This is a genomic window from Streptomyces sp. XY006, from assembly GCF_002237655.1.
Lineage (GTDB): Bacteria > Actinomycetota > Actinomycetes > Streptomycetales > Streptomycetaceae > Streptomyces > Streptomyces levis.
In genome coordinates this window covers 30,181-49,353 of the sequence record NZ_NOKT01000008.1, presented here as the reverse complement: position 1 = coordinate 49,353, position 19,173 = coordinate 30,181, and the positions used below count along the sequence as shown (strand labels likewise).

Here is a 19,173-nt window from a genome sequence, read left to right as displayed (position 1 = left end):
CGCCCGTTCGGGCTTCTGGCCGAAACCCCACCCCAGGTCGCCGTCGCTCTCGTCATCTGCCGCGCCCCGACGTCCGGTTCGCCTAGGTTGGTGGGCCGGAGCCCTTTCCCCGCCCCCCAGGAGGACCCGTCGTGCCCGATGGCCGCTCGCGTGTGCGTATCGACACCTCCAAGCCGCATTCGGCCCGCTTCTGGAACTACTTCGTCGGCGGCAAGGACAACTACGAGGTCGACCGCGAGATCGGCGACCAGATCAAGACGATCTTCCCGGGACTGGTCGACGTGGCCGTGACGAGCCGGCGGTTCCTGGGGCGGGCCGTGCGGTATCTGGCCGTCGAGCAGGGCGTGCGGCAGTTCCTCGACGTCGGCACCGGGCTGCCGACCGCCGACAACACCCACGAGGTCGCCCAGCGCGTCGCCCCGGACGCGCGGATCGTGTACGTCGACAACGACCCCATCGTCCTCGCCCACGCCCACGCGCTGCTCACCAGCACCCCCGAGGGCCGGACGGCGTACCTGGACGCCGATCTGTACGACCCCGAGGCCGTCCTGAAGGCCGCCGCCGGCACGCTCGACCTGTCCCGGCCGGTCGGGCTGATGATCCTCAACACGCTCGGGCACGTCGCCGACTACGAGCAGGCGCGCGCACTGGTGCGGCAGCTCATGGCCGGGCTCCCGGCGGGCAGCCACCTGGTGATCAGCGACAGCACGGCGACGAGCGAGGGCATGATCGCCGCGTCGGAGGCGTACAACGCGAGCGGGGCCGTGCCGTACCACGTCCGGCCGGTCGCCGAGATCGCCGGGTTCTTCGAGGGGCTGGAGCTGGTCGAGCCGGGGGTCGTACGGGTGCCGGAGTGGCGGCCGGACCCGGCGGACGCCGGCGCCGGTGACGCCGGTGCGGTGGACGCGTACTGCGGTGTGGGGCGCAAGCCCGGGACGTAGGGGGCGGCCCGGCCCTCACCGGTCCGCCCGTCCTCACCCGTCCGGGCCGGTCGTCTCCGGTCCGTGCGGGGGCCCGGCGATAATCAGGGCATGTCAGCGCCGCCCTCCGTCCCCCAGCCGGCCACCGGCCGGCTTCTCGGTGATCTGATCGCGGTGGGTGAGGCCCACGCGCTCGTCCTCGCCGGCGGATCCGCGATGCTGGCGCACGGGCTGGTGGAGCGGGCCGGGCGCGACGTGGACGCCGCCACCGAGCACCCCGCCGGGATGGACGCCATCGCCGACACGGTCCGCACCGGGCTGGTCGCGCGCGGCTGGCTCGTGCAGACGCGGGAGACCGCGCCGCTGTCCGCCCAGTTCCTCGTCACGGACGCGGCGAGCGGCGAGGAGTACCAGGTCGAACTCCGCAAGGAGGTGCTGTGGCGGCCGCCCGTGCCGACGGAGCTCGGGCCGGCCCTCTCCCTCGACGACCTCGCCGGTACCCGGGTGCGGGACCTGGCCGACCGTGGACTCGCCCGCGACCTGGTCGACGTGCACGCCCTCGCGGCCCGCTGGAGCCACCCCGAACTGGAGGAACTGGCCCGCCGCCACGCCCCGGACGCCTTCGATCCGACCGACCTCCAGGCCCGGTTGACCGGCACGGACTGGCTCGACGACAGGGCGTTCACCTCCCAGGGGCTCGACGCCGACGCCGTGGCCGGGCTGCGCCGCTGGGCGCAGGAGTGGGCCGACGACATCGCGGAACGGCTCATCGAGGGCGAGGCCCCGGAGGACGGCGAGCCGGACGAGGAGTGACGACCTCATCTCGCCGGGCCGTCCCGATCGGGTCCTCGTCCCGCCGCTCCGCCGTCATCAGCGTCAGTGTCACTCCCACCGAGACCGTCGCCATCGCCGTCATCGCCGTCGCGGGTGAGGTCAGTTGGGCCACTGTTCCGGCCAGGGTCGCCGCCACGCCCTGGAGTGTGAGCATGCCCGCCGAGTGCAGACCGAGCGCGTGTCCCGTCAGCTCGTCCGGGGTCAGGGCCACCAGCCGTTCCTGCTGCACCAGGCTCGCGCCGAAGCCGACCGAGGCGACGGTGACGGCGGCCACCGCGAGCGGCAGCGGCGGGTGCAGGAGGAACGGCACGTAGGGCAGGGCCAGGAGCAGCAGCAGGGGGAATCCGAGGCGGGCACGGACACGGGGCGGCAGCAGGCGGCCGACGAGGACGTCCCCGGCAAGCATGCCGAGCGCGGCGCAGGCGAACAGGGTGCCGGCGGACTCCGGCGCGTAGGAGACGTAGAGGGATTCGCAGCCGACGACCAGGCCGTTGGGGATCCACAGGGCCAGGTAGACGCGGCGGCGTGGTGCGGACGACCACAGCAGGGCGTTGGCCCGCCAGGTCGCCGCGACCGAGGGGCGGCCCGTGGTGCGGGGCGGGCGGCGGGTCAGGCCCAGCCGGACCACCCCGGCCGCGAGGACGTACAGGGCGGCCGCCGCCAGGAGCGACAGCCGGGGGGACAGCAGGGCCACCAGGGCGCCGCCGGTCGCGTAGCCGGCGATCTGCATCAGGCCGCTCATCATGTTGAAGACCGAGCGGCCCAGCAGATAACCGTCCTTGCCGATGATCTCGTTGAGCAGGCCCCAGCGCACTCCCCCGCCCACCGATTCCGCCAGGCCCTTGGCCAGGACGATCGCGAAGAGCGACCAGACCGGCAGGCCCGGCAGGGCCAGGGCGGCCGTGGCCGTCGCGAAGAGCAGCGGAAGGGTCGTCAGGGCGGCGCGCGGGGGCAGCCGGTCGGCCGCCGAGAGCAGGAACGTCGCGCCCAGCACCTGCACGAGGGACGAGCCGAACATGCTCACCGCGGACAGCAGCGGCGAGGCGGTCTGCCGGTACACCAGGACGCCCAGGGCCAGTCCGCCCATGGTCTGAGCGACCGTCTGCGCCGACGCGGCCAGGAGGAAGGGGGTGAACTCGGGTGTGCGGAACAGATCACGGTAGCTGCGCATGCGCGGAGTCTGCGGCGGGGCCGCGAGCCGGGGTTACTGTTTCGCGCACACGCGAAAGGACGGTGCCGACGTGGGCTGGTGGCAGATCAACGCCGACACCCTCGCGGGCAGCCGGTTCGTGATCTCGCCGTTCGCGGAGGCCTTCGGGAGCCTGCGGCTGCTGCACACCGCCGAGGCCGCGCATCCGGGCGAACGCCGGTGGCTGGACGCCCATCTGCCGGACTACCGGCGGCGGCTGGCGGGGGATCCGGTGACCGCGCTGCTCGTGCGGGCCGGCATCGGCAAGGAGTGGACGGCCGACTTCCTCGCCCCCACCCCGCGGGACGGGGAGACCTTCGAGCAGGCGGTCGCGCAGGTCCGGGCGGCCTGCCCGGCGGGGGCCCGCGCCGACCTCACCGTCTCGCTGCGCGGCCCCGTCCCCGCCCTGCTGGAGCGGGACGACCTGCCGGAACGCGCCGCGGACCTGCTGACGTACGTGTGGACCACGGCCGTGGAGCCGTACTGGGACCAGCGGCGGCGCGTCCTCGAAGCCGATGTGGTCGCGCGGACGGCACAGGTCAGCCGGGGCGGCTGGGCGAGCGCGCTGGACACGCTGCGGCCGGGGACGCGGTGGCTGGGCGAGAACCGGCTGCAGGTCAACGCGCACGAGTACCCGCCGCGGGAGATCTCGGGCGCGGAGCTGGTGTTCGTGCCGATCACCACGCAGCGCATCGGCTGGGTGTCCTGGGAGGGGACGGACCGGTACGCGCTGGTCTACCCGTGCGCCGGAGCCCTCGCCGACCCGGGCGGCAGGCCCGTGCCCGCGAGCCTCGCCGCGCTGCTCGGCCCGGCCCGCGCCGGGGTGCTGGTCCGGCTCGGTTCCCCGCTGAGCACCAGCCAGCTGGTGGCCGTGACCGGCCAGGGGCTCGGCTCGGTCGGGCGGCATCTGCGGGTGCTGCTGGACGCGGGGCTGGTGGAGCGGCGCAGGGCCGGCAGGTCGGTGCTGTACTCGCGGACGGCGGCGGGGCAGGTCCTGGTGGAGGCCCAGAACGGGTCCGGCACCCGGCGGAGCTAGCATCCGCCCATGACGACTACTGAGAACACCGGTCCCTCCCCCCTCGACGTCGAGATCGACTCCCTGCAGGGCGGCCCCGCCGACCTGTCCCGGTACGCGGGCACGGCGGTGCTCGTGGTGAACGTGGCCTCCAAGTGCGGCCTGACCCCGCAGTACGCCGGTCTGGAGAAGCTCCAGGAACGTTATGCCGGGCGCGGCTTCACGGTCCTGGGCGTGCCCTGCAACCAGTTCCTCGGCCAGGAGCCGGGCAGCTCCGAGGAGATCGCCGAGTTCTGCTCGGCCACGTACGGCGTGACGTTCCCGATGACGGAGAAGGTCGAGGTCAACGGCGAGAACCGGCACCCGCTCTACGACCGGCTGACCGGCTTCGCCGACGCCGAGGGGCACAGCGGGGACATCCGCTGGAACTTCGAGAAGTTCCTCATCGGCCGGGACGGCACGGTCGTCGCCCGCTTCTCGCCGCAGACCGAGCCGGAGTCGGCCGAGGTCGTGGCGGCGATAGAGGCTCAGCTGGCCTGAGGCCCGGCTGCTTCGGCCCGCCGGGCCCGGTCGGCGGGACCGGCGGTCGCGCGGGCACGACGCGGGCACAAGCGGAGCCCTCTCGGCAAGGACGGCGATGCTGGTCGAGAGGGCTCTGTCGGTGATGCTTGTGCTGTTGTGGATCTCGTGGTCAGGCCTTGACCGAGGCCACGAAGGCGTTCCACGCGTCGGCGGGGAACGCCAGCTTGGGGCCCTCGGGGACCTTCGTGTCCCCGAGCTCCAGGGCCTCTTCGAGGGTCGACCTGACCATCACACAGGCGCCGTTGTTGTTGGTGTAGGAGGACGTCGTCCACGTTTCCGTGGCGCCCAGACGAATTGCCATGTTCGCTCCGTAGCCAGTTGCGTTTACGCCAACCCGTGCTGGTGGTTGGCGTGATCGACGCTACTCGCCCACATCCCCGTTCGGCGCAGTCATTCACTCGACTGGATGGCATATTCCAGGGGAGACTTCCAGTCAGGCGTGTCAGGGGTGTAGCATCCCGCGCTTTGCCCGGTGGAAGGCCTCTTCCGGCGGCGGTTCAGCGTGCGTAGTCCTTCGCCAGCCGCTCGATGAGCTGCCGCGACTGGTCCACGTTCAGCGACTGGGCGCGCAGGTGCTCGTACATCACCGTGTACTTCTGCACGTCGAGCGGCTTCTCCAGGTACAGGTCGCTGGTGACGCCCTCGATGTACACCACGCTGGAGTCGGCCGCGTCGGCGAACTCCAGGATCGAGTACTGGCCGTTGATGCCGGCGTGCGCGCCGACCTCGAACGGCAGGACCTGCACGGTGATGTGGGGCAGCTGCGACATCTCGATCAGATGCTCCAGCTGCTCGCGCATCACTTCCTTGTTGCCCACCACCCGGTGCAGGGACGCCTCGTCCAGCACCACCCACAGCCGCAGCGGGTCCGTCTCGGCGGTGACACGGCCCTGCCGGCGCAGCCGGACCTCGACGCGCTTGTCGTTGTCCGCCTCCGAGGCCTCCGGCGAACCGCCCCGGATGATGGCCTCGGCGTACGCCCGCGTCTGCAACAGGCCGGTGATGATCTGCGGTTCGTAGACCCGGAGCGACTCGGCGTCCGTCTCCAGGCCGATGTAGACGGAGTAGGGGATGTCGCCGAAGGCGTGCCACCAGCCCTGCTGGCGCGAGTCCTTGGCCATCTGCATCAGCGAGTCGACGATCCGCTGGTCCTCGACCTCGTAGACGCCGCACAGGTCGCGCACGTCGCGCTGGCTGATGCTGCGCCGCCCGTTCTCCAGGCGGCTGATTTTCGACTGCGACACCAGCAGCCGCTCGGCCACTTCCTCGGCCGTCATGCCCTTGAGCTCCCGGAGCCTGCGGAGCTCCTGGCCCAGCCGGCGCCGCCTGACGGTGGGATTGACATTGGACGCCACGGGACGTGCACCTCCGGCTGCGTGCCTCTACTTTGCGTATCTGCTGTTGAGCAGACTGCCACCAAGGTGCTTCCTACCGCTGGGAAACGGTGGATATGCGACGGGTACACGCCAGTTCGGGCACGGCACGCCGAGCGGGGCGGCGAGAGTCTGCACTCTCGCCGCCCCGCTCGGACAGCGGCTCCCGTGACCGGGCTCGTGGGTCCCGTGGTGTGTACCGGTCGTCGGTCGTGCCGGTGCGGCGCGGCGCGGCTCAGTGGGCCACGGCGCGCGCCATGGATCCGTGGCGCGGCTGCATCGGAACGCCTCGGGCGGGTTCCGGTGCGGGCCTGGCTCCGGCGGCCGGACGGCCGGACGGTGCCGGGCTGCGGCGCGGCTGGGCCGCCACGCCGTTCTGGACGTCCATCACGGCGTGCGCGACGAGACCGCCCATGGGGTCGTGCCTGATCAGGTCCCTGAGCCGGGAGCGAGAGGAACGTCCCTCGTTGCCCGGGTACAGGTGCTTGCCGAGGCCGACCGCGTGTGCCAGGGCGGCGAGCGCCGCGGTCCGCGGGTCCGGCGGTACGCCGGTGCGGATCGCGGAGTCCAGCCGGGCCCTGATCTCCCGGCTGATCTCGGTGTCCGTCGCCTGGTAGCGAGTCGTCGGCAGCACTCCGCACATCTGGCCCGCCACGGCATGCACCATGCCGCACCGCTCCAGATGCGAGAGGTAGGTCTGGCGGAGCCCCAATCGCGGCCCGCCGATCCAGTGGACCGCCCGTACGGGAGCGCCACGCCTTCGCAGCAACTCCAACGCGCAGTCCAGAGTCGGATCTCCAGTCGGCCGTGGTACCACCACGGCGATACGATCCCCGTCTGGGGCTATCCGTCCGGCCAGCGCCAGCTCCACTAGCTGTGCTCCGGCCAGACCGAGGTCGAGCGACTGCGGCTGTGCGGTGGTACCCGTGGCCGGGTCCAACGCCAGCAGCAGAAGCTCCTCCGGAAGTGTTCTGCGGCTCCTGCCCATCCATGCCTCCCCGCGTGGATGAATGACAGGGTGACCCCTCTCACATTGGTCTGTCGAGGGTGCGTGACCGGTTCGTAGTGGAACCAGTAGGTATGTCGTTCTCGTCTACCGGATGGGTCCGGTCCGCACACAGGACACTGGTACATGGTTCGGACAGCGCCGGGGAGCGTTGTCAGGGCGGCGGTTCACGGTTCGGTTCGGTACGCGCACGCGGGTGGTGCGGCGCGAGGAGGAGGCATCGGTGGCGGGCGAGTCCCCCGACAGGTCGAAGCAGCGCGAGTCGTCGGCAGAACCGACGTCGGGGAGCGCGGGTCCGGTTCCCGGGGCCAGGAGCGAGTCCGCGGACCCGCGGCTCGCGATGGCGCGGGAGGCGAAGGGGTCCTCGGGGCGCGGGAGCGTCGACACGGCGACGCGCGTGCTGTCCGCACGCACGGCCGACGAGCCGGGGGACGCGGAGCGCGGCGAGAACGCGGAGTCCGCGAAGTCAGCGAAGTCCGCGGAGGCGACCGGTGAGGACTCCGGCTCCGGCGGGCGGGGCGAGGGCGACTCCGGCGGTACGGACGGACGGCTGCGGAACGCGGTGGCGGCGTGGGTCGCGTCGGCGGACGGCGACGAGAAGCGGGCCGACGCGGGCGAGGACTCCCCCCGGAAGACCGACACCGACACGGACGAGCAGGACACCGAGGGCGCGGCGGCATCGGACGCCGACGCCGGCACGGACGCCGAGAGCGACGCCGAGCCCGTTGACGGCGACGGCGGTGACGAGGACGCGCAGGACCTCCGGGACACCGAGGGCGCCGAGCAGGGCAAGGCGGCCCAGGCGCCCGCCGACGCGCCGGAGGAGCCTTCGGACGCCCGGGAAGACGCCCAGGAGGCCGCTGGGGCGGCGTCGAAGGGTTCCCGGGACCAGGACGAGGCCGAGGAGGCCGAGAAGCCGGAGGCGGACCGTTCCGCCACGGCCGACGACAGCACGGACGGGGACGAGACCGAGCCGACCGCCGCCGCCGCCGCCGCCGACGACGCGAACGCCGACGCGAAGGCGAGCGGCACGAGCCCCGCAGCAGCGGCCGACGGCAAGACGAACGGCACGGGCTCCGCCCCGGCGGCCGACCGCGCCGACGGCAAGGCCGCCAAGGCCGAGGCCGCAGCGCCCGCCGACAGCAAGACGAGCGGCACGCGCCCCGCCCCGGCGGCCGACCGCGCCGACGGCAAGGCCGCCAAAGCCGAGGCCGCAGCGCCCCGTGGCGACGCCAAGGCCGCGCCCGCCGACAGCAAGACGAGCGGCAAGAGCTCCGCCACGGCGGCTGACGGCACCGACGCCGAGCCCCCGGCCGACTCCGCCGACAGCAACGCCCCGGCGGCCGACCGCACCGACGGCAAGGCCGCCAAGGCCGAGGCCGCAGCGCCCGGCTCCGGCGCCAGTAAGACGAGCGGCACGGGCTCCGCCTCGGCCGCCGGCCGCGCCGACGGCAAGGCCGCCAAGGCCGAGGCCGCGGGTGGGTCCGCCGGCGGTAAGACGAGCCCTGCCCGTGCGGCCGGCGGTGAGGCCGCCAAGGCCGAGGTCGGGGGTGGTTCTGGCGGTGGCGAGACCGGTGGCGAGGCTGTTGATCAGCCCACCGCCGTGTTCAAGGCCGTGCGGCCGCCTGTCGATCAGCCGACCACCATGCTCAAGCTCGGCGGCGGCACCAAGGACGCGGGTGAGAAGGACGCCGAGCGGACCAGCAAGTTCGTCGCGCTGAAGCCGTTGGACGACCCGGCGAGCCGGAAGCCCGCTCCGCCGGCCGAGGCCACCGCCCCCGTCCCCACCGTCGGCCCCGAGCGGACCACCCAGCAGCCGCTGCCGCCGAAGCCGCCGCTGGACCTGCTGGCCGAGCTGACGAACACCCCGCCGCCCCCGGACACCCCGCTGCGCACGGCCGTGCGGCGGGTGAAGATCTGGACGCCGCTGGTACTGCTGCTGGTGATCGTCTTCGCGGTCGTACAGAGCGTGCGCCCGCTGCCGACGCCCACCCTGGAACTCACCGCGAAGGACAGCCACACCTTCGAGGGCGGCCAGGTCGACATCCCCTGGCCCGCCAAGGGCCAGGCCGCGCTGGACGTCCAGGGCATCGGCACGTTCGGCTCGTCCGGCGAGCAGAAGCCCGTGCCGATCGCCAGTGTCGCCAAGGTCATGACCGCCTACGTCATCCTGCGCGACCACCCGCTCAAGAGCGGCGCCGACGGGCCGAAGATCGACATCGACCAGGCCGCCGAGGACCAGTCCGACGCCGGCCAGGAGTCCACCGTCGACGTCACCAAGGGCGACAAGATCTCGCAGCGGGAGGCCCTGGAGAGCATCCTGATCGCGTCCGCGAACAACGTGGCGCGGCTGCTGGCCCGCTGGGACGCGGGGTCCGAGAAGGCGTTCGTGCAGAAGATGAACGACGCCGCCAAGGACCTCGGCATGAAGAACACGACGTACACCGACCCGTCGGGCCTGAACAACACGACCGTCTCCACGGCCGTGGACCAGGTGAAGCTCGCCAAGGCCGCCATGCAGCAGCCCGCCTTCCGCGAGGTCGCGGCGATGATGTCGTACGTCGACTACAAGGGCACCAAGCACGACAACTGGAACCGCCTGGTCGGCTCCAACGACGTCACCGGCATCAAGACCGGCACCACCACCTCCGCGCTCGGCAACCTCGTCTTCGCCGCGAAGAAGGACGTGAACGGTGAGACGCACCGGATCATCGGCGCGGTCGTGCGCCAGCCGGCCGGCGGCCCGGACAACACCATCCTGGGCGCCGCGCTCTACGAGGGCGACCGGCTGATCCGGGCCGCGCAGGGCGCGCTGGAGTCGGCGACGATCCTGAAGAAGGGCACGGTCGTCGGGTACGCCGACGACGGTCTCGGCGGCCGTACGCCGGTGGCCGTCACCGAGGACGTCACGGCCGTCGGCTGGGCGGGCCTGTCCGTGAAGCTGACGTTCGCGGCGGACGACCTGCCGCACACGGCCGAGGCCGGCACGAAGGTGGGCACGCTCACCGTCGGGGACGGCAGCAGCGGCGCCGTGAAGGTCCCGGTCGCCCTCCAGGAGGACCTGGTGGAGCCGGGCTTCGGGGCCAAGCTCACGCGCATCGGCTGAGCCGGGGCACCGCCCCGCGCGAGCGCACCCCGCAGGCGGCGGCCCGTCCGGGCCGCTGCCCGGCGGGGTGCGTGCTAGCGTCGCGAATCGGGGCAGGTCGCCGCGCGCGGCGACGCGGCCGGGTACCGAGGGCGAACGGGACACGGCCGGGGGAAGCAGCGAGAACAGAAGACGGGACACGGGGAGTGCCTTCGAGTGGCCACTGCGGAGCCGACACGCGCAGACGACGCCGATCCGGGCCCGGTATCTGCCGGCCCGCGAATAGGCGCGCCCGAAACACGCGACCCCGGCACACCTGACCCCGGCACAGCCGACCCCACGCCGCCGGAAGACACGCCCTCCGGATTCCGCCGGCCCGGCTTCGTGCTGGCCGTGCGTGAGCGGATGCTGCGGCATCCCGTGCTGTCCGTCACGGGTCTGGCCGGGGTGCTGCACGTCGTCTGGTTCTTCACCTTCGCCAACAGCGGGGGCGACCTGGCCGCGCAGGATGCGTGGGCGGAGTTCGTCGGCCGGCACCCGGACTCGGCGTACAACCTCGCCTGGTACGGCGGCATGCACCCCGTGTCGTACAGCGTGGTGTCGCCGTATCTGATGTCCGTGCTCGGTGTGCGGACGACGATGATGATCGCCGGGACGGTGTCGGCGGGGCTGCTCACACTGCTCCTGCTGCGTTCGCGTTCCGTGCGCAATCCGCTGTGGGCGTCGCTCGCCGGCGTGTTCGGACTGTTCTGCAACGCCGTGTCCGGCCGGGTGACCTTCGGTCTGGGCATGATGTTCGCGCTCGGCGCGGTGGCGGTGGTCTTCTGCTGGCCGTACCGGTGGCGGTACAAGCGCTGGGCGAAGGCCCTGTGCGCGGCGCCGCTGGCCGCGCTGGCCACCATGGCGTCGCCGGTGGCGGGCCTGTTCGTGGGCCTGGTGGCCGCGGCCTTGTTCCTGCAGAAGCGGCGGCCGGGCGCGTGGGCGCTGGGCCTGGCGCCGAGCGCGGTGGTCGCGGTGTCGGCGTGGCTGTTCCCGTTCTCGGGGACGCAGCCGATGATGTTCGGCTCGGTGGTGCTGCCGCTGGCGTTCTCGGTGCTGGTGCTCGTGCTGGTGCCGCGGGACTGGAAGACGGTCCGGCTCACGGCCGCGGTGTACGGCCTGGGGGTCGTGCTGGTGTGGCTGATCAGCTCCCAGATCGGTTCGAACATCACGCGTCTGGCGATGCTGTTCGCCGGGGTCGCGCTGGTGGCGGCGCTGCCGTTCACGGTGCCGCGCAGCCGCAAGTGGTACGCGGCGGTGGTGGCCCTGGTCGGGTTCGTGGTGTGGATCGGCTTCAAGACGGTCGACGACATCGTGCACACGGCGCCCGCGGCCTCCTGGTCGCGCGAGCTCGCGCCGCTCGTCAACGAACTGCAGGAGGTCGGCGCGGAGAAGGGCCGGGTCGAGGTCGTCCCGGCGCGTTCCCACCGTGAGGCCTCCGCCCTCGCGCCCTACGTCAACCTGGCCCGCGGCTGGAACCGGCAGGCCGACATGGAGCGCAACCCGCTCTTCTACGACGACACCCTGAACTCGGCGAACTACCGCGAGTGGCTCAAGCGCTGGGCGGTGCACTACGTGGTGCTGCCGAAGGACGAGCCGGACGGCGACGGCGGCGAGCGGGAACGGGCGCTGGTGCAGCGCGGTCTGCCCTATCTGAACCAGGTGTGGGGCGACGCGAACTGGCAGCTGTTCAAGGTGACCGATCCGACCCCGCTGGCCGAGCCGAACGCCGTCGTCGACCGGGCCGAGCAGGGCGAGATGGTCCTCCAGGTGCGTGAGGCGGGCCGGATCCTGGTCCGCATCCCGTACTCGCCGTGGCTGAGCATCGTCGACGCGGAGGGCAAGAGCCTGAAGCCGCCGCAGGAGACGGAGGCCTCCAAGGACCGCCCGGAGGGCGAGCCGAAGACGTACGTCAACGTCAACGGCTGCCTGAGGGAGACGGAGGAGGACGCCCAGGGCGACCGCTGGACGGAGCTCCTCGCCCCGAAGCCGGGCACGTACCGTCTGGCGGCGCCCTACCAGCTCCCCCGAGGCACCCCGTGCCCGGAGGAACTGCGCTGACCGCCCTTACCCACCTGGCCCCGCTCAGCGGGAGCGGACCAGTTGCTCGCGCACCCGGGCCGGACCGGGATTGACATACGGGCGACCGGCCACCAGCACGGTCGGGACCGTCTCGTCGCCCCCGGTGGCCGCACGCACCGCCGCGGCTCCCTCCGGGTCACGCCGGATGTCGGCCCAGTGCAGCAGCCCGGCCCGGCGCCCCAGCGCCAGGCGCAGCCGCAGGCAGTAGCGGCAGCCCGGCCGCCAGAAGACGACGGGCCGGCCGTCGTCGGCGCTGCGGCGCCGCGCCTCCGCCGCGCTGACCGGCCGCGGGAAGACCAGCGGCGAGTGCGCGACCGCGAGCAGCGTCAGGACCAGCGCGCACACCGCCGCCGCGGCCGTGTCTCCCCGGGCGGCCGACCCGGCCGCGCCCAGCGCCCCGGTGAGCGCGAGAAGGAGTGGCAGGATCCAGGCGCGTGTCATGGACGCGAGGGTAGCCCTCCGGGCCGGGGCGGCAGGGGTGGGTGGGGCCTCAGCGGAGGCGGTCGGCGTAGTGGTCTGTGCCTGGGATCGTCGGGAGGAACGGGGCCACCAGTTCCACCCGGCCCAGGCCCGATTCCGTCACCGCCGTGTCGAGGCCCGTGAAGTACGGGTCCCAGCACTCCGCCGGGTCCGTCTGGAGGAACCACAGCAGGGTCAGGCGGGTGTCGACGCCCTCGACCTGTTTGACGTAGGTCATGCGGTCGCCGGGCAGGGGGGTCGGGCGGAAGACGGTCACCAGGGCCGCCGGTGAGCCCGTGAGGCGCTTGGGGAGGTGGCGGGTGCGCAGCCACTCCAGGAGCCGGTACCGCTGCTCGGGGGTGTCCGCCTCGACGACCTGGAGGACGAGGCCGGCGTAGGGGTGGTCGAGGGCGTGGACGTCGCGGGGTCCGGCCGCGCCGTCGCGGTACACCGTCGTCTCGTGGTCGTGGAACGCCGTGAGGACGTGGGTGCGGTCGTGGTAGACGCGGCCGTCGCGGTTGAGGCGCTTGTTGATGGCGACGGTCCAGCGCATGTGGTCGTCGTAGCGGCCGGCGGTGATCCAGTACGTGGAGAGGTAGCAGCCGGCGGTGACCGGCTGGGCGATCGCGGACTTCTCCGGGTAGCGCAGGAGTTGCAGGTCCCGGGTCGCCACCCAGCGGCGGCCCGCGTACATCCAGGGCATGGCCATCGCGCCGGCGTAGTAGTGGTCGTCCTCGTACCAGCGGTTGTAGGCGTACTCGTGGCCCGGGTGCGGTTCGACCAGGGTGATCAGGGCGTGTCCGGGGCGGGTGCCGTAGGGGCCGACGGCGGCCAGTTCGGCGTACAGCTCGCTGCGGGTGTCCTCGCTCATGCCTTCCCCTTCCTCGGCGGGCGGTTCATACTCTGACGCTCCGTCAGATAATGCGCCAGGGTTCCGGGAGGTCTGCGATGGCACTGCTCGCGGGGAAGACGGTCGTGGTGTCGGGGGTCGGGCCCGGGCTCGGGCGGCAGGTCGCGGCGGCCGTCGTACGGGACGGCGGGCGGGCCGTGCTCGGGGCCCGCACCGAGGCGAGCCTGGCGAAGACGGCCGCCGAGCTCGACCCGGGCGGGGCGCGCACCGCGTACCGGGTCGCCGACATCACCGACGAGGGGCAGTGCGAGGCGCTGGCCGCGCTGGCCGTGGAGCGGTTCGGGCGGATCGACGCGGTGGTCCATGTGGCCGCGCTGGACAGCCACTTCGGCGGACTACAGGACGCGGACTTCGCGGCCTGGCGGGCCGTGCTGGACGTGAATCTGCTGGGCACGCTGCGGATGACCCGGGCCTGTCTGCCGTCGCTCAAGGAGGGCGGCGGCTCGGTGGTGTTCATCGGCACGCAGTCGGCGGTGGCGGCTCCGTCGCAGGTGCGGCAGGCGGCGTACGCGGCGTCGAAGGGGGCGCTGACGAGCGCGATGTACTCGCTGGCCCGGGAGCTCGGGCCGCACCGGATCCGGGTCAACACCGTGCTGCCGGGCTGGATGTGGGGGCCGCCGGTGCAGGCGTTCGTCCGGCTCACCGCGCAGGCGGAGGGCGTGCCCGAGGCGGCCGTGCTGGAGCGGCTGACCGAGCGGGTGGCGCTGCCCGAACTGGCCGCGGACGCGGACGTGGCCGACGCGGCGGTGTTCCTGGCGTCGGACCGGGCGCGGGCGATCACCGGACAGTCGTTGCTGGTCAACGCCGGGGAGCTGATGCGGTGAGTTCATGTAGGTGAACGAAGGCCATCACGTCGAACATTTTTACCTCCCTTTGACTCAACGCTCACTTGTCGTGCTCACGCAGCAGCACCCACGATGAGCGCCGGGCTGAACCCTGGGAGGGCGCACATGAACGGTCTCGACTGGGCCGTGCTCATCGGCTATTTCGCCGTGATGGTCGCGATCGGCGTCTGGTCGCACAAACGCGTGGACAACGTCAGCGACTTCTTCACCGCCGGCGGCAAGATGCCGTGGTGGCTGTCCGGCATCTCGCACCACATGTCGGGCTACAGCGCGGTGATGTTCACCGGGTACGCGGGCATCGCCTACACCTACGGCGTCACGTCCTTCGTCACCTGGTCCTTCCCCATCGCCCTCGGCATCGCCATCGGGTCGAAGCTGTTCGCGCCGCGCATCAACCGGCTGCGCTCCCGGCTCCACGTGGCCTCCCCGCTGGAGTACCTGAAGAACCGCTACGACCTGAAGACCCAGCAGGCGCTGGCCTGGTCGGGCATGCTGCTGAAGATCGTGGACGTGGGCGCGAAGTGGGCGGCGATCGCCACGCTGCTCTCCGTCTTCACCGGCATCTCCCTCAACCAGGGCATCCTGATCACCGGCGGCATCACGGCCATCTACTGCACGATCGGCGGCCTGTGGGCCGACGCGCTGACCGAACTCGGCCAGTTCGTCATCCAGTTGCTGGCCGGCATCGCGATGTTCGTGGCGGTGTTCGTCCGGCTCGACGACCACGGCGGCTTCTTCGGCGTCTGGGACTCCCCCGAGCTCCAGGGCCACGAGAAACCGCTGGTCGGCCCGTACGGCACGGTGTTCCTGCTGGCGTTCCTCTTCATCAAGCTCTTCGAGTACAACGGCGGCATGCTCAACCAGGCCCAGCGCTACATGGCCACCCCGAACGCCAAGGAGGCCGAGCGCTCGGCCCGGCTGTCGGCGATCCTGTGGCTGGTCTGGCCGCTGGTGCTGTTCTTCCCCATGTGGATGTCGCCGCTGCTGGTGGAGTCACAGAAGCCGGACGGCTCCGACTCGTACGCGCTGATGACCGAACAGCTCCTGCCGCACGGCCTGCTGGGTCTGGTCATCGTCGGCTTCTTCTCGCACACCATGGCCATGTGCTCCTCGGACGCCAACGCCATCGCGGCCGTGTTCACCCGGGACTGCGCGCCGGTGATCTGGGCGCGGGCCCGGCGCTGGAACGAGAGCCAGGGCCTGCGGGTCGCCCGGATCGCGACGGTCGTCTTCCTCGGTCTGTCCATGGCGGCGGCGACGCAGGTCAACTCGCCCACGTTCAAGGACATCATCACGGTCGTCATCAAGTGGGTGGCCGGTCTGATGGGCCCGATGGCGATCCCGATGATGCTGGGCCTGCTGCGCGCGTTCCGCAGGTCGGGCCCGACCGCCGCCCTGGCCAGCTGGTCGATGGGCCTGCTCGCCTTCTGGCTGGTGAACTACCCGATCAACTGGAACGTCGAGGGCGGCGTGCCGCTGCAGTACCAGGTGTCGGTGCCGCTGGCGGTGTCGCTGGTGCTCTACATCCTCATCGGGTACATCAAGCCGGAGGACACCCCGGAGCGGCTGGCGCTCATCGAGAAGATCAACACCGACGGGGACGGGGCCGCCGCGGCGGCCGTGCCGGCGCCCGCCGGTGAGGTCGAGGACACCGCCGTGCGCACGACGGTGAAGGACTAGCGGCGGCACGGCCGCGACGACGGTACGCCCTCCGCCTCTCAACGGGCGGAGGGCGTAGCGCTGTTCAGTCGTCCTCGTCCAGTACGCCGGTGACCTTGCGCAGGTCGACGAACTTGAAGTCGGTGTTGTCGCGGACCTCGCCGTCGGCGTCCGTCTCGTCCGGGGTGTTGTGCCCGTCCTGCACCACGAGCAGGCCGCCCGGGTAGCGGGAGCCGAGGGGCGCGTTCAGCACGGCGGCGCCGTCGCACTCCTCGGAGCCGTCGACGGTGCCGGCGGTGATGCGGAAACCGCTCTCGTACTCGTTGTCGTCGGAGACCTCGCGGTCGTACGCGGCGAAGGTGTCGTCGCCCTGGCTGGAGGCGAGCAGGTAGCCGTCGCCGTCACCCTCGTCGAGGAGGGTCAGGCCCTCGACGTCGGCCGACAGGTGCGTGCCGCCGTAGCCGGGGTCGGCGCCCGCGACGCACTCCTCGGTCGCCTCGTCGTAGGTGGCGGGGACGCCGTACTCGCGGACCTTGTCGATCAGCTTCGGCCTGCCGGTGAGGTCGGCGGGCAGCCGCCAGATGCCGACGTCCTCCTGGCCGGCGTAGAGCACCTTGTTCGCCGGGTCCACGACCATGCCCTCGACCTGCGGGAGGTCGCCGGGGTCGCCGCAGGGGGTCCAGGACGTGCCGTTCGGGAGGGTGAAGGAGGCGGGCAGGTCGTAGGTGCGCACCCGCCGGTAGGTGACCGCTCCGGCGGCGGTGGTCCGCAGCTCCAGCAGGGCGAGCCGGGTGCGGCTGCGCCGGCTGACCACGGCGTAGGAGCGGCCGGTGGCCTTGTCCTTCCAGGTGGCCAGGCCGTAGGGGGTGGCCTGATCGTTGACCTCGTCCTGGGTGCTGGAGAAGACGAGCGGTGCGTTCGGGTCGGTGACGTCGGTCAGCGGCCGGGCGGCGCCGGGGGTGATGCGGTAGATCCGCAGGTGGTCGCGGCCGCGGTCGGTGACGACGGCGACGTCGGCGCGGCCGGTCGGCAGCGGGAACCCGGAGACCAGGTCCACGTTGTTGAAACGGCCCGGCTTGGCGTCGGGGGTGGGCGCGGGCGGCGCCGGGATCGACTGCACCTCCTTGCCGGCCAGGTCGTACACGCGCAGGCCGCCCTCCTTGGCGGTGGCGATGACCAGGCTGGCGTCGGGGTCGGCTGCGTTGCGCCAGATCGCCGGGTCGTCGGCGTCCGCGTTGTCCGCGTTGCCGCCGGCGTCGTCGCCGTACAGGGCCGGGGTCTCGGTGGTGGCGGTCACCGCCGGAAGCCCGGAGCCGGCGGCCCGGGCCGGGGCGGGCAGCACCGCCATGGCCGTCAGAACCGCGGCGATCGCGGCCGTCTGTGTCCCGCGCAGCTTGCGCACAATGCCTCCACGAAGGGGGGTGAACGGACGAGACCCGGTGGTGCGGCCACGGGAGGGCGATCCCCGTGCCGGGCCGTGCAGATCCTGTGGACCGAAGGTGACGGGACGACCACGCTACGGTGACGTGCCCATGCCACGCGAGTGAGCAGTGGGCAGGGGGCGCGTTCTACACGGCGCGCGGGTAGCGGGCCAGCCAGCCCGGGGAGGAGCCTGCGGGGCCGTGGAGGGCCGGGCCCTGGGTCATCTCCATGGCGAAGTCGTCGGCCAGTTCCAGGATCGTGGGGCGGCCCTCCAGCTCGGCCAGCCAGGCCGGGGGCAGGGCGGTCTCGCCGTGCAGGGCGCCGAGGAGGCCGCCGGTGAGGGCGGCGGTGGCGGCGGAGGGGCCGTCGTGGTTGACGGCGAGGCACAGGCCGTGGCGGACGTCGGCGGCGACCAGCGCGCAGTACACGGCGGCCGCGACGAGTCCCTCGGCGGTGCCCGCCCCGCTCAGTTCGGCGACCCGCTCGGGCCCGGGCATGCCCTGGCGCACGGCGCCCAGCGCGTGCTGCAGCGCCTCCGCGACGGGCTGGTGGCCGGGGCGGGTGGCGAGCAGGGCGAAGGCGCGCTGCACGGCGGCGTCCAGGCTCTCGCCGAGGGCCAGCCCGTGCACGATCACCGCGTACGCGCCCGCCGCGATGCAGGCCGTGGGGTGGCCGTGGGTCTGTGCCGCGCACTCCACCGCGAGCTGGGCGACGAGCTGCGGCTCCCACCCGACGAGCAGCCCGAACGGCGCGGACCGGGCGGCGGCCTCGGGCCCGGTCTCGCCCGGGTTCTTGGGCGCGTCCGGTGTGCCCATGGTGTCGTCGCCGAGCCCGAGGATCAGCGCGCGGCTGGGGTCGCGGCGTGCGTACAGCCACTCCTCGCGGGCCAGCCAGCCGTCCTCCTTGCGGCGCTCGTCCGGGCCCCAGTCCCGCTGGGTGGCGGCCCAGCGCAGGTACGCCCGGTGCACGTCGGTCGGCGGGTGCCAGGCGCCGGTGTCCCGCCGCACCTGGGCCCTGATCAGCCCGTCCACGGAGAACAGGGTGAGCTGTGTGAGGTGCGTGACGGCGCCGCGTCTGCCGTAGGCGGGGGCGAGGTCCCGCAGCCCCTCGGCCCCGTGCGCCTCCCGGATCGCGTCGATCCCCAGCCCGTCCACCGGCGCGCCCAGCGCGTCCCCGACGGCCACGCCGAGCAGGGTCCCGCGCACCCGGCTGCGAAAGTCCTGCTGCTCCGTACGCCCCCAGACGGCACCGGCAGTCGCACCCACCTTGACCTCCCAGGGCACCGTCCATACGTACGACAGCTCGCCACTGTAATCGAATGGGGACGGTGGGTTCAGGGGGAGGAACGGGGTGGGGGTGGGCCAGGATTCCCGGAGCGGGACGGGTCAGCCGTACCAGGTCGAACCCAGGCAGGACCAGCCGTCAGGACCAGTCGTCACAGTCCTGCCTCGGCCTCTGCGGCGTCCCGGATGGCGCGGATCTCGGCGATGGCCTCGGTCGGGTCCTGTTCCCCGGCATCGACGATGCGCTCCAGCTCCCGCAGACGCTCGGCCCTGGCGGGGTGGCGCTCGATCGCGACGAAGACGGCCCATGAGTGCACGAAGGCGCGCAGGGGCGCCAGGCTCTGTGTCTGCTGAGCATTGGTCGCGGCCTCGAAGAGGTGCTGCGTCAGCGTCGGGAGACGGCTCGGGGCGATCCGTGCCACGGCATCACGCAGTGCCTCGGGCGTGAGCGGAGGCATCGGACTCGGCAT

At 72.6% G+C, this 19,173-nt stretch carries 17 protein-coding genes; 8 read left to right on the top strand and 9 right to left on the bottom strand.

Annotated features, from left to right (window positions below; all coding sequences use genetic code 11):
* Positions 1 to 131 precede the first annotated feature (131 nt).
* Together CHR28_RS11290 and CHR28_RS11285 are read left to right on the top strand one after the other, a co-directional pair.
* Positions 132 to 941 carry an SAM-dependent methyltransferase gene (locus tag CHR28_RS11290; protein ID WP_094053422.1) on the top strand — a complete coding sequence of 270 codons (810 nt, stop codon included), beginning with the start codon at positions 132 to 134 and terminating at the stop codon, positions 939 to 941.
* A gap of 90 nt (positions 942 to 1,031) precedes the next feature.
* Entirely contained in the window at positions 1,032 to 1,733 is a 702-nt protein-coding gene (locus tag CHR28_RS11285; RefSeq protein WP_094053421.1) for a nucleotidyl transferase AbiEii/AbiGii toxin family protein, read from the top strand.
* On the opposite strand, the gene CHR28_RS11280 is transcribed toward CHR28_RS11285, so the two are convergent.
* Entirely contained in the window at positions 1,687 to 2,925 is a 1,239-nt protein-coding gene (locus CHR28_RS11280; RefSeq protein ID WP_256984218.1) for an MFS transporter, read from the bottom strand. The genes CHR28_RS11285 and CHR28_RS11280 overlap by 47 nt on opposite strands.
* Positions 2,926 to 2,995: 70 nt before the next feature.
* On the opposite strand from CHR28_RS11280, the gene CHR28_RS11275 reads away from it, so the two are divergent.
* Both CHR28_RS11275 and CHR28_RS11270 read left to right on the top strand, forming a co-directional pair.
* Complete coding sequence (locus CHR28_RS11275; protein WP_094053420.1) at positions 2,996 to 3,979, top strand: ArsR/SmtB family transcription factor; 984 nt, start codon at positions 2,996 to 2,998, stop codon at positions 3,977 to 3,979.
* Positions 3,980 to 3,988: 9 nt separating this feature from the next.
* The gene (locus tag CHR28_RS11270; protein ID WP_094053419.1) at positions 3,989 to 4,498 is read left to right on the top strand and encodes a glutathione peroxidase; all 510 of its coding nucleotides are present in this window, start codon (positions 3,989 to 3,991) and stop codon (positions 4,496 to 4,498) included.
* Between the two features lie 151 nt (positions 4,499 to 4,649).
* Here the strand turns inward: CHR28_RS11270 and CHR28_RS11265 are convergent, their stop codons facing one another.
* The 3 genes from CHR28_RS11265 to CHR28_RS11255 form a co-directional block, all read right to left on the bottom strand.
* A complete protein-coding gene (locus CHR28_RS11265) occupies positions 4,650 to 4,841 on the bottom strand; it encodes a DUF397 domain-containing protein (protein WP_094053418.1) in 192 nt (63 codons plus the stop codon).
* A gap of 196 nt (positions 4,842 to 5,037) precedes the next feature.
* Positions 5,038 to 5,895 (bottom strand): helix-turn-helix domain-containing protein, encoded by an 858-nt coding sequence (locus CHR28_RS11260; protein WP_094053417.1) that lies wholly within the window; start codon positions 5,893 to 5,895, stop codon positions 5,038 to 5,040.
* A gap of 253 nt (positions 5,896 to 6,148) precedes the next feature.
* Positions 6,149 to 6,901 carry a GOLPH3/VPS74 family protein gene (locus CHR28_RS11255; RefSeq protein ID WP_094053416.1) on the bottom strand — a complete coding sequence of 251 codons (753 nt, stop codon included), beginning with the start codon at positions 6,899 to 6,901 and terminating at the stop codon, positions 6,149 to 6,151.
* Positions 6,902 to 7,316: 415 nt separating this feature from the next.
* On the opposite strand from CHR28_RS11255, the gene CHR28_RS11250 reads away from it, so the two are divergent.
* Complete coding sequence (locus tag CHR28_RS11250; RefSeq protein WP_373453343.1) at positions 7,317 to 10,025, top strand: D-alanyl-D-alanine carboxypeptidase; 2,709 nt, start codon at positions 7,317 to 7,319, stop codon at positions 10,023 to 10,025.
* A gap of 195 nt (positions 10,026 to 10,220) precedes the next feature.
* Positions 10,221 to 12,104 (top strand): MFS transporter, encoded by a 1,884-nt coding sequence (locus CHR28_RS11245; RefSeq protein ID WP_094053414.1) that lies wholly within the window; start codon positions 10,221 to 10,223, stop codon positions 12,102 to 12,104.
* A 24-nt stretch (positions 12,105 to 12,128) separates the two neighbouring features.
* Here the strand turns inward: CHR28_RS11245 and CHR28_RS11240 are convergent, their stop codons facing one another.
* Together CHR28_RS11240 and CHR28_RS11235 are read right to left on the bottom strand one after the other, a co-directional pair.
* Positions 12,129 to 12,566, bottom strand: a complete 438-nt coding sequence (locus CHR28_RS11240; protein WP_094053413.1) for a glutaredoxin family protein — start codon at positions 12,564 to 12,566, stop codon at positions 12,129 to 12,131.
* A 49-nt stretch (positions 12,567 to 12,615) separates the two neighbouring features.
* Positions 12,616 to 13,455, bottom strand: a complete 840-nt coding sequence (locus CHR28_RS11235; RefSeq protein WP_094053412.1) for a hypothetical protein — start codon at positions 13,453 to 13,455, stop codon at positions 12,616 to 12,618.
* A gap of 77 nt (positions 13,456 to 13,532) precedes the next feature.
* Here CHR28_RS11235 and CHR28_RS11230 point away from each other — a divergent pair, with 77 nt between their 5' ends.
* Together CHR28_RS11230 and CHR28_RS11225 are read left to right on the top strand one after the other, a co-directional pair.
* Positions 13,533 to 14,318, top strand: a complete 786-nt coding sequence (locus CHR28_RS11230) for an SDR family oxidoreductase (protein ID WP_094053411.1) — start codon at positions 13,533 to 13,535, stop codon at positions 14,316 to 14,318.
* Positions 14,319 to 14,444: 126 nt separating this feature from the next.
* Entirely contained in the window at positions 14,445 to 16,019 is a 1,575-nt protein-coding gene (locus CHR28_RS11225; protein WP_094053410.1) for a sodium:solute symporter family protein, read from the top strand.
* 64 nt (positions 16,020 to 16,083) lie between these two features.
* Here the strand turns inward: CHR28_RS11225 and CHR28_RS11220 are convergent, their stop codons facing one another.
* The 3 genes from CHR28_RS11220 to CHR28_RS11210 all read right to left on the bottom strand — a co-directional run bounded on the left by CHR28_RS11220 (position 16,084) and on the right by CHR28_RS11210 (position 19,173).
* Complete coding sequence (locus CHR28_RS11220) at positions 16,084 to 17,400, bottom strand: phytase (protein WP_373453342.1); 1,317 nt, start codon at positions 17,398 to 17,400, stop codon at positions 16,084 to 16,086.
* Positions 17,401 to 17,566: 166 nt separating this feature from the next.
* Positions 17,567 to 18,685 (bottom strand): ADP-ribosylglycohydrolase family protein, encoded by a 1,119-nt coding sequence (locus tag CHR28_RS11215; protein WP_094053579.1) that lies wholly within the window; start codon positions 18,683 to 18,685, stop codon positions 17,567 to 17,569.
* Between the two features lie 170 nt (positions 18,686 to 18,855).
* Positions 18,856 to 19,173 carry a DUF6247 family protein gene (locus CHR28_RS11210; RefSeq protein ID WP_094053409.1) on the bottom strand — a complete coding sequence of 106 codons (318 nt, stop codon included), beginning with the start codon at positions 19,171 to 19,173 and terminating at the stop codon, positions 18,856 to 18,858.

What these genes read in the sequence shown, in the direction of transcription:
- CHR28_RS11285 (WP_094053421.1), top strand. Translation starts at nt 1,032, where the DNA reads ATGTCAGCGCCGCCCTCCGTCCCCCAGCCGGCCACCGGCCGGCTTCTC.
- CHR28_RS11280 (WP_256984218.1), bottom strand. Translation starts at nt 2,925, where the DNA reads ATGCGCAGCTACCGTGATCTGTTCCGCACACCCGAGTTCACCCCCTTC.
- CHR28_RS11270 (WP_094053419.1), top strand. Translation starts at nt 3,989, where the DNA reads ATGACGACTACTGAGAACACCGGTCCCTCCCCCCTCGACGTCGAGATC.
- CHR28_RS11265 (WP_094053418.1), bottom strand. Translation starts at nt 4,841, where the DNA reads ATGGCAATTCGTCTGGGCGCCACGGAAACGTGGACGACGTCCTCCTAC.
- CHR28_RS11255 (WP_094053416.1), bottom strand. Translation starts at nt 6,901, where the DNA reads ATGGGCAGGAGCCGCAGAACACTTCCGGAGGAGCTTCTGCTGCTGGCG.
- CHR28_RS11240 (WP_094053413.1), bottom strand. Translation starts at nt 12,566, where the DNA reads ATGACACGCGCCTGGATCCTGCCACTCCTTCTCGCGCTCACCGGGGCG.
- CHR28_RS11235 (WP_094053412.1), bottom strand. Translation starts at nt 13,455, where the DNA reads ATGAGCGAGGACACCCGCAGCGAGCTGTACGCCGAACTGGCCGCCGTC.
- CHR28_RS11230 (WP_094053411.1), top strand. Translation starts at nt 13,533, where the DNA reads ATGGCACTGCTCGCGGGGAAGACGGTCGTGGTGTCGGGGGTCGGGCCC.
- CHR28_RS11225 (WP_094053410.1), top strand. Translation starts at nt 14,445, where the DNA reads ATGAACGGTCTCGACTGGGCCGTGCTCATCGGCTATTTCGCCGTGATG.
- CHR28_RS11210 (WP_094053409.1), bottom strand. Translation starts at nt 19,173, where the DNA reads ATGCCGAGTCCGATGCCTCCGCTCACGCCCGAGGCACTGCGTGATGCC.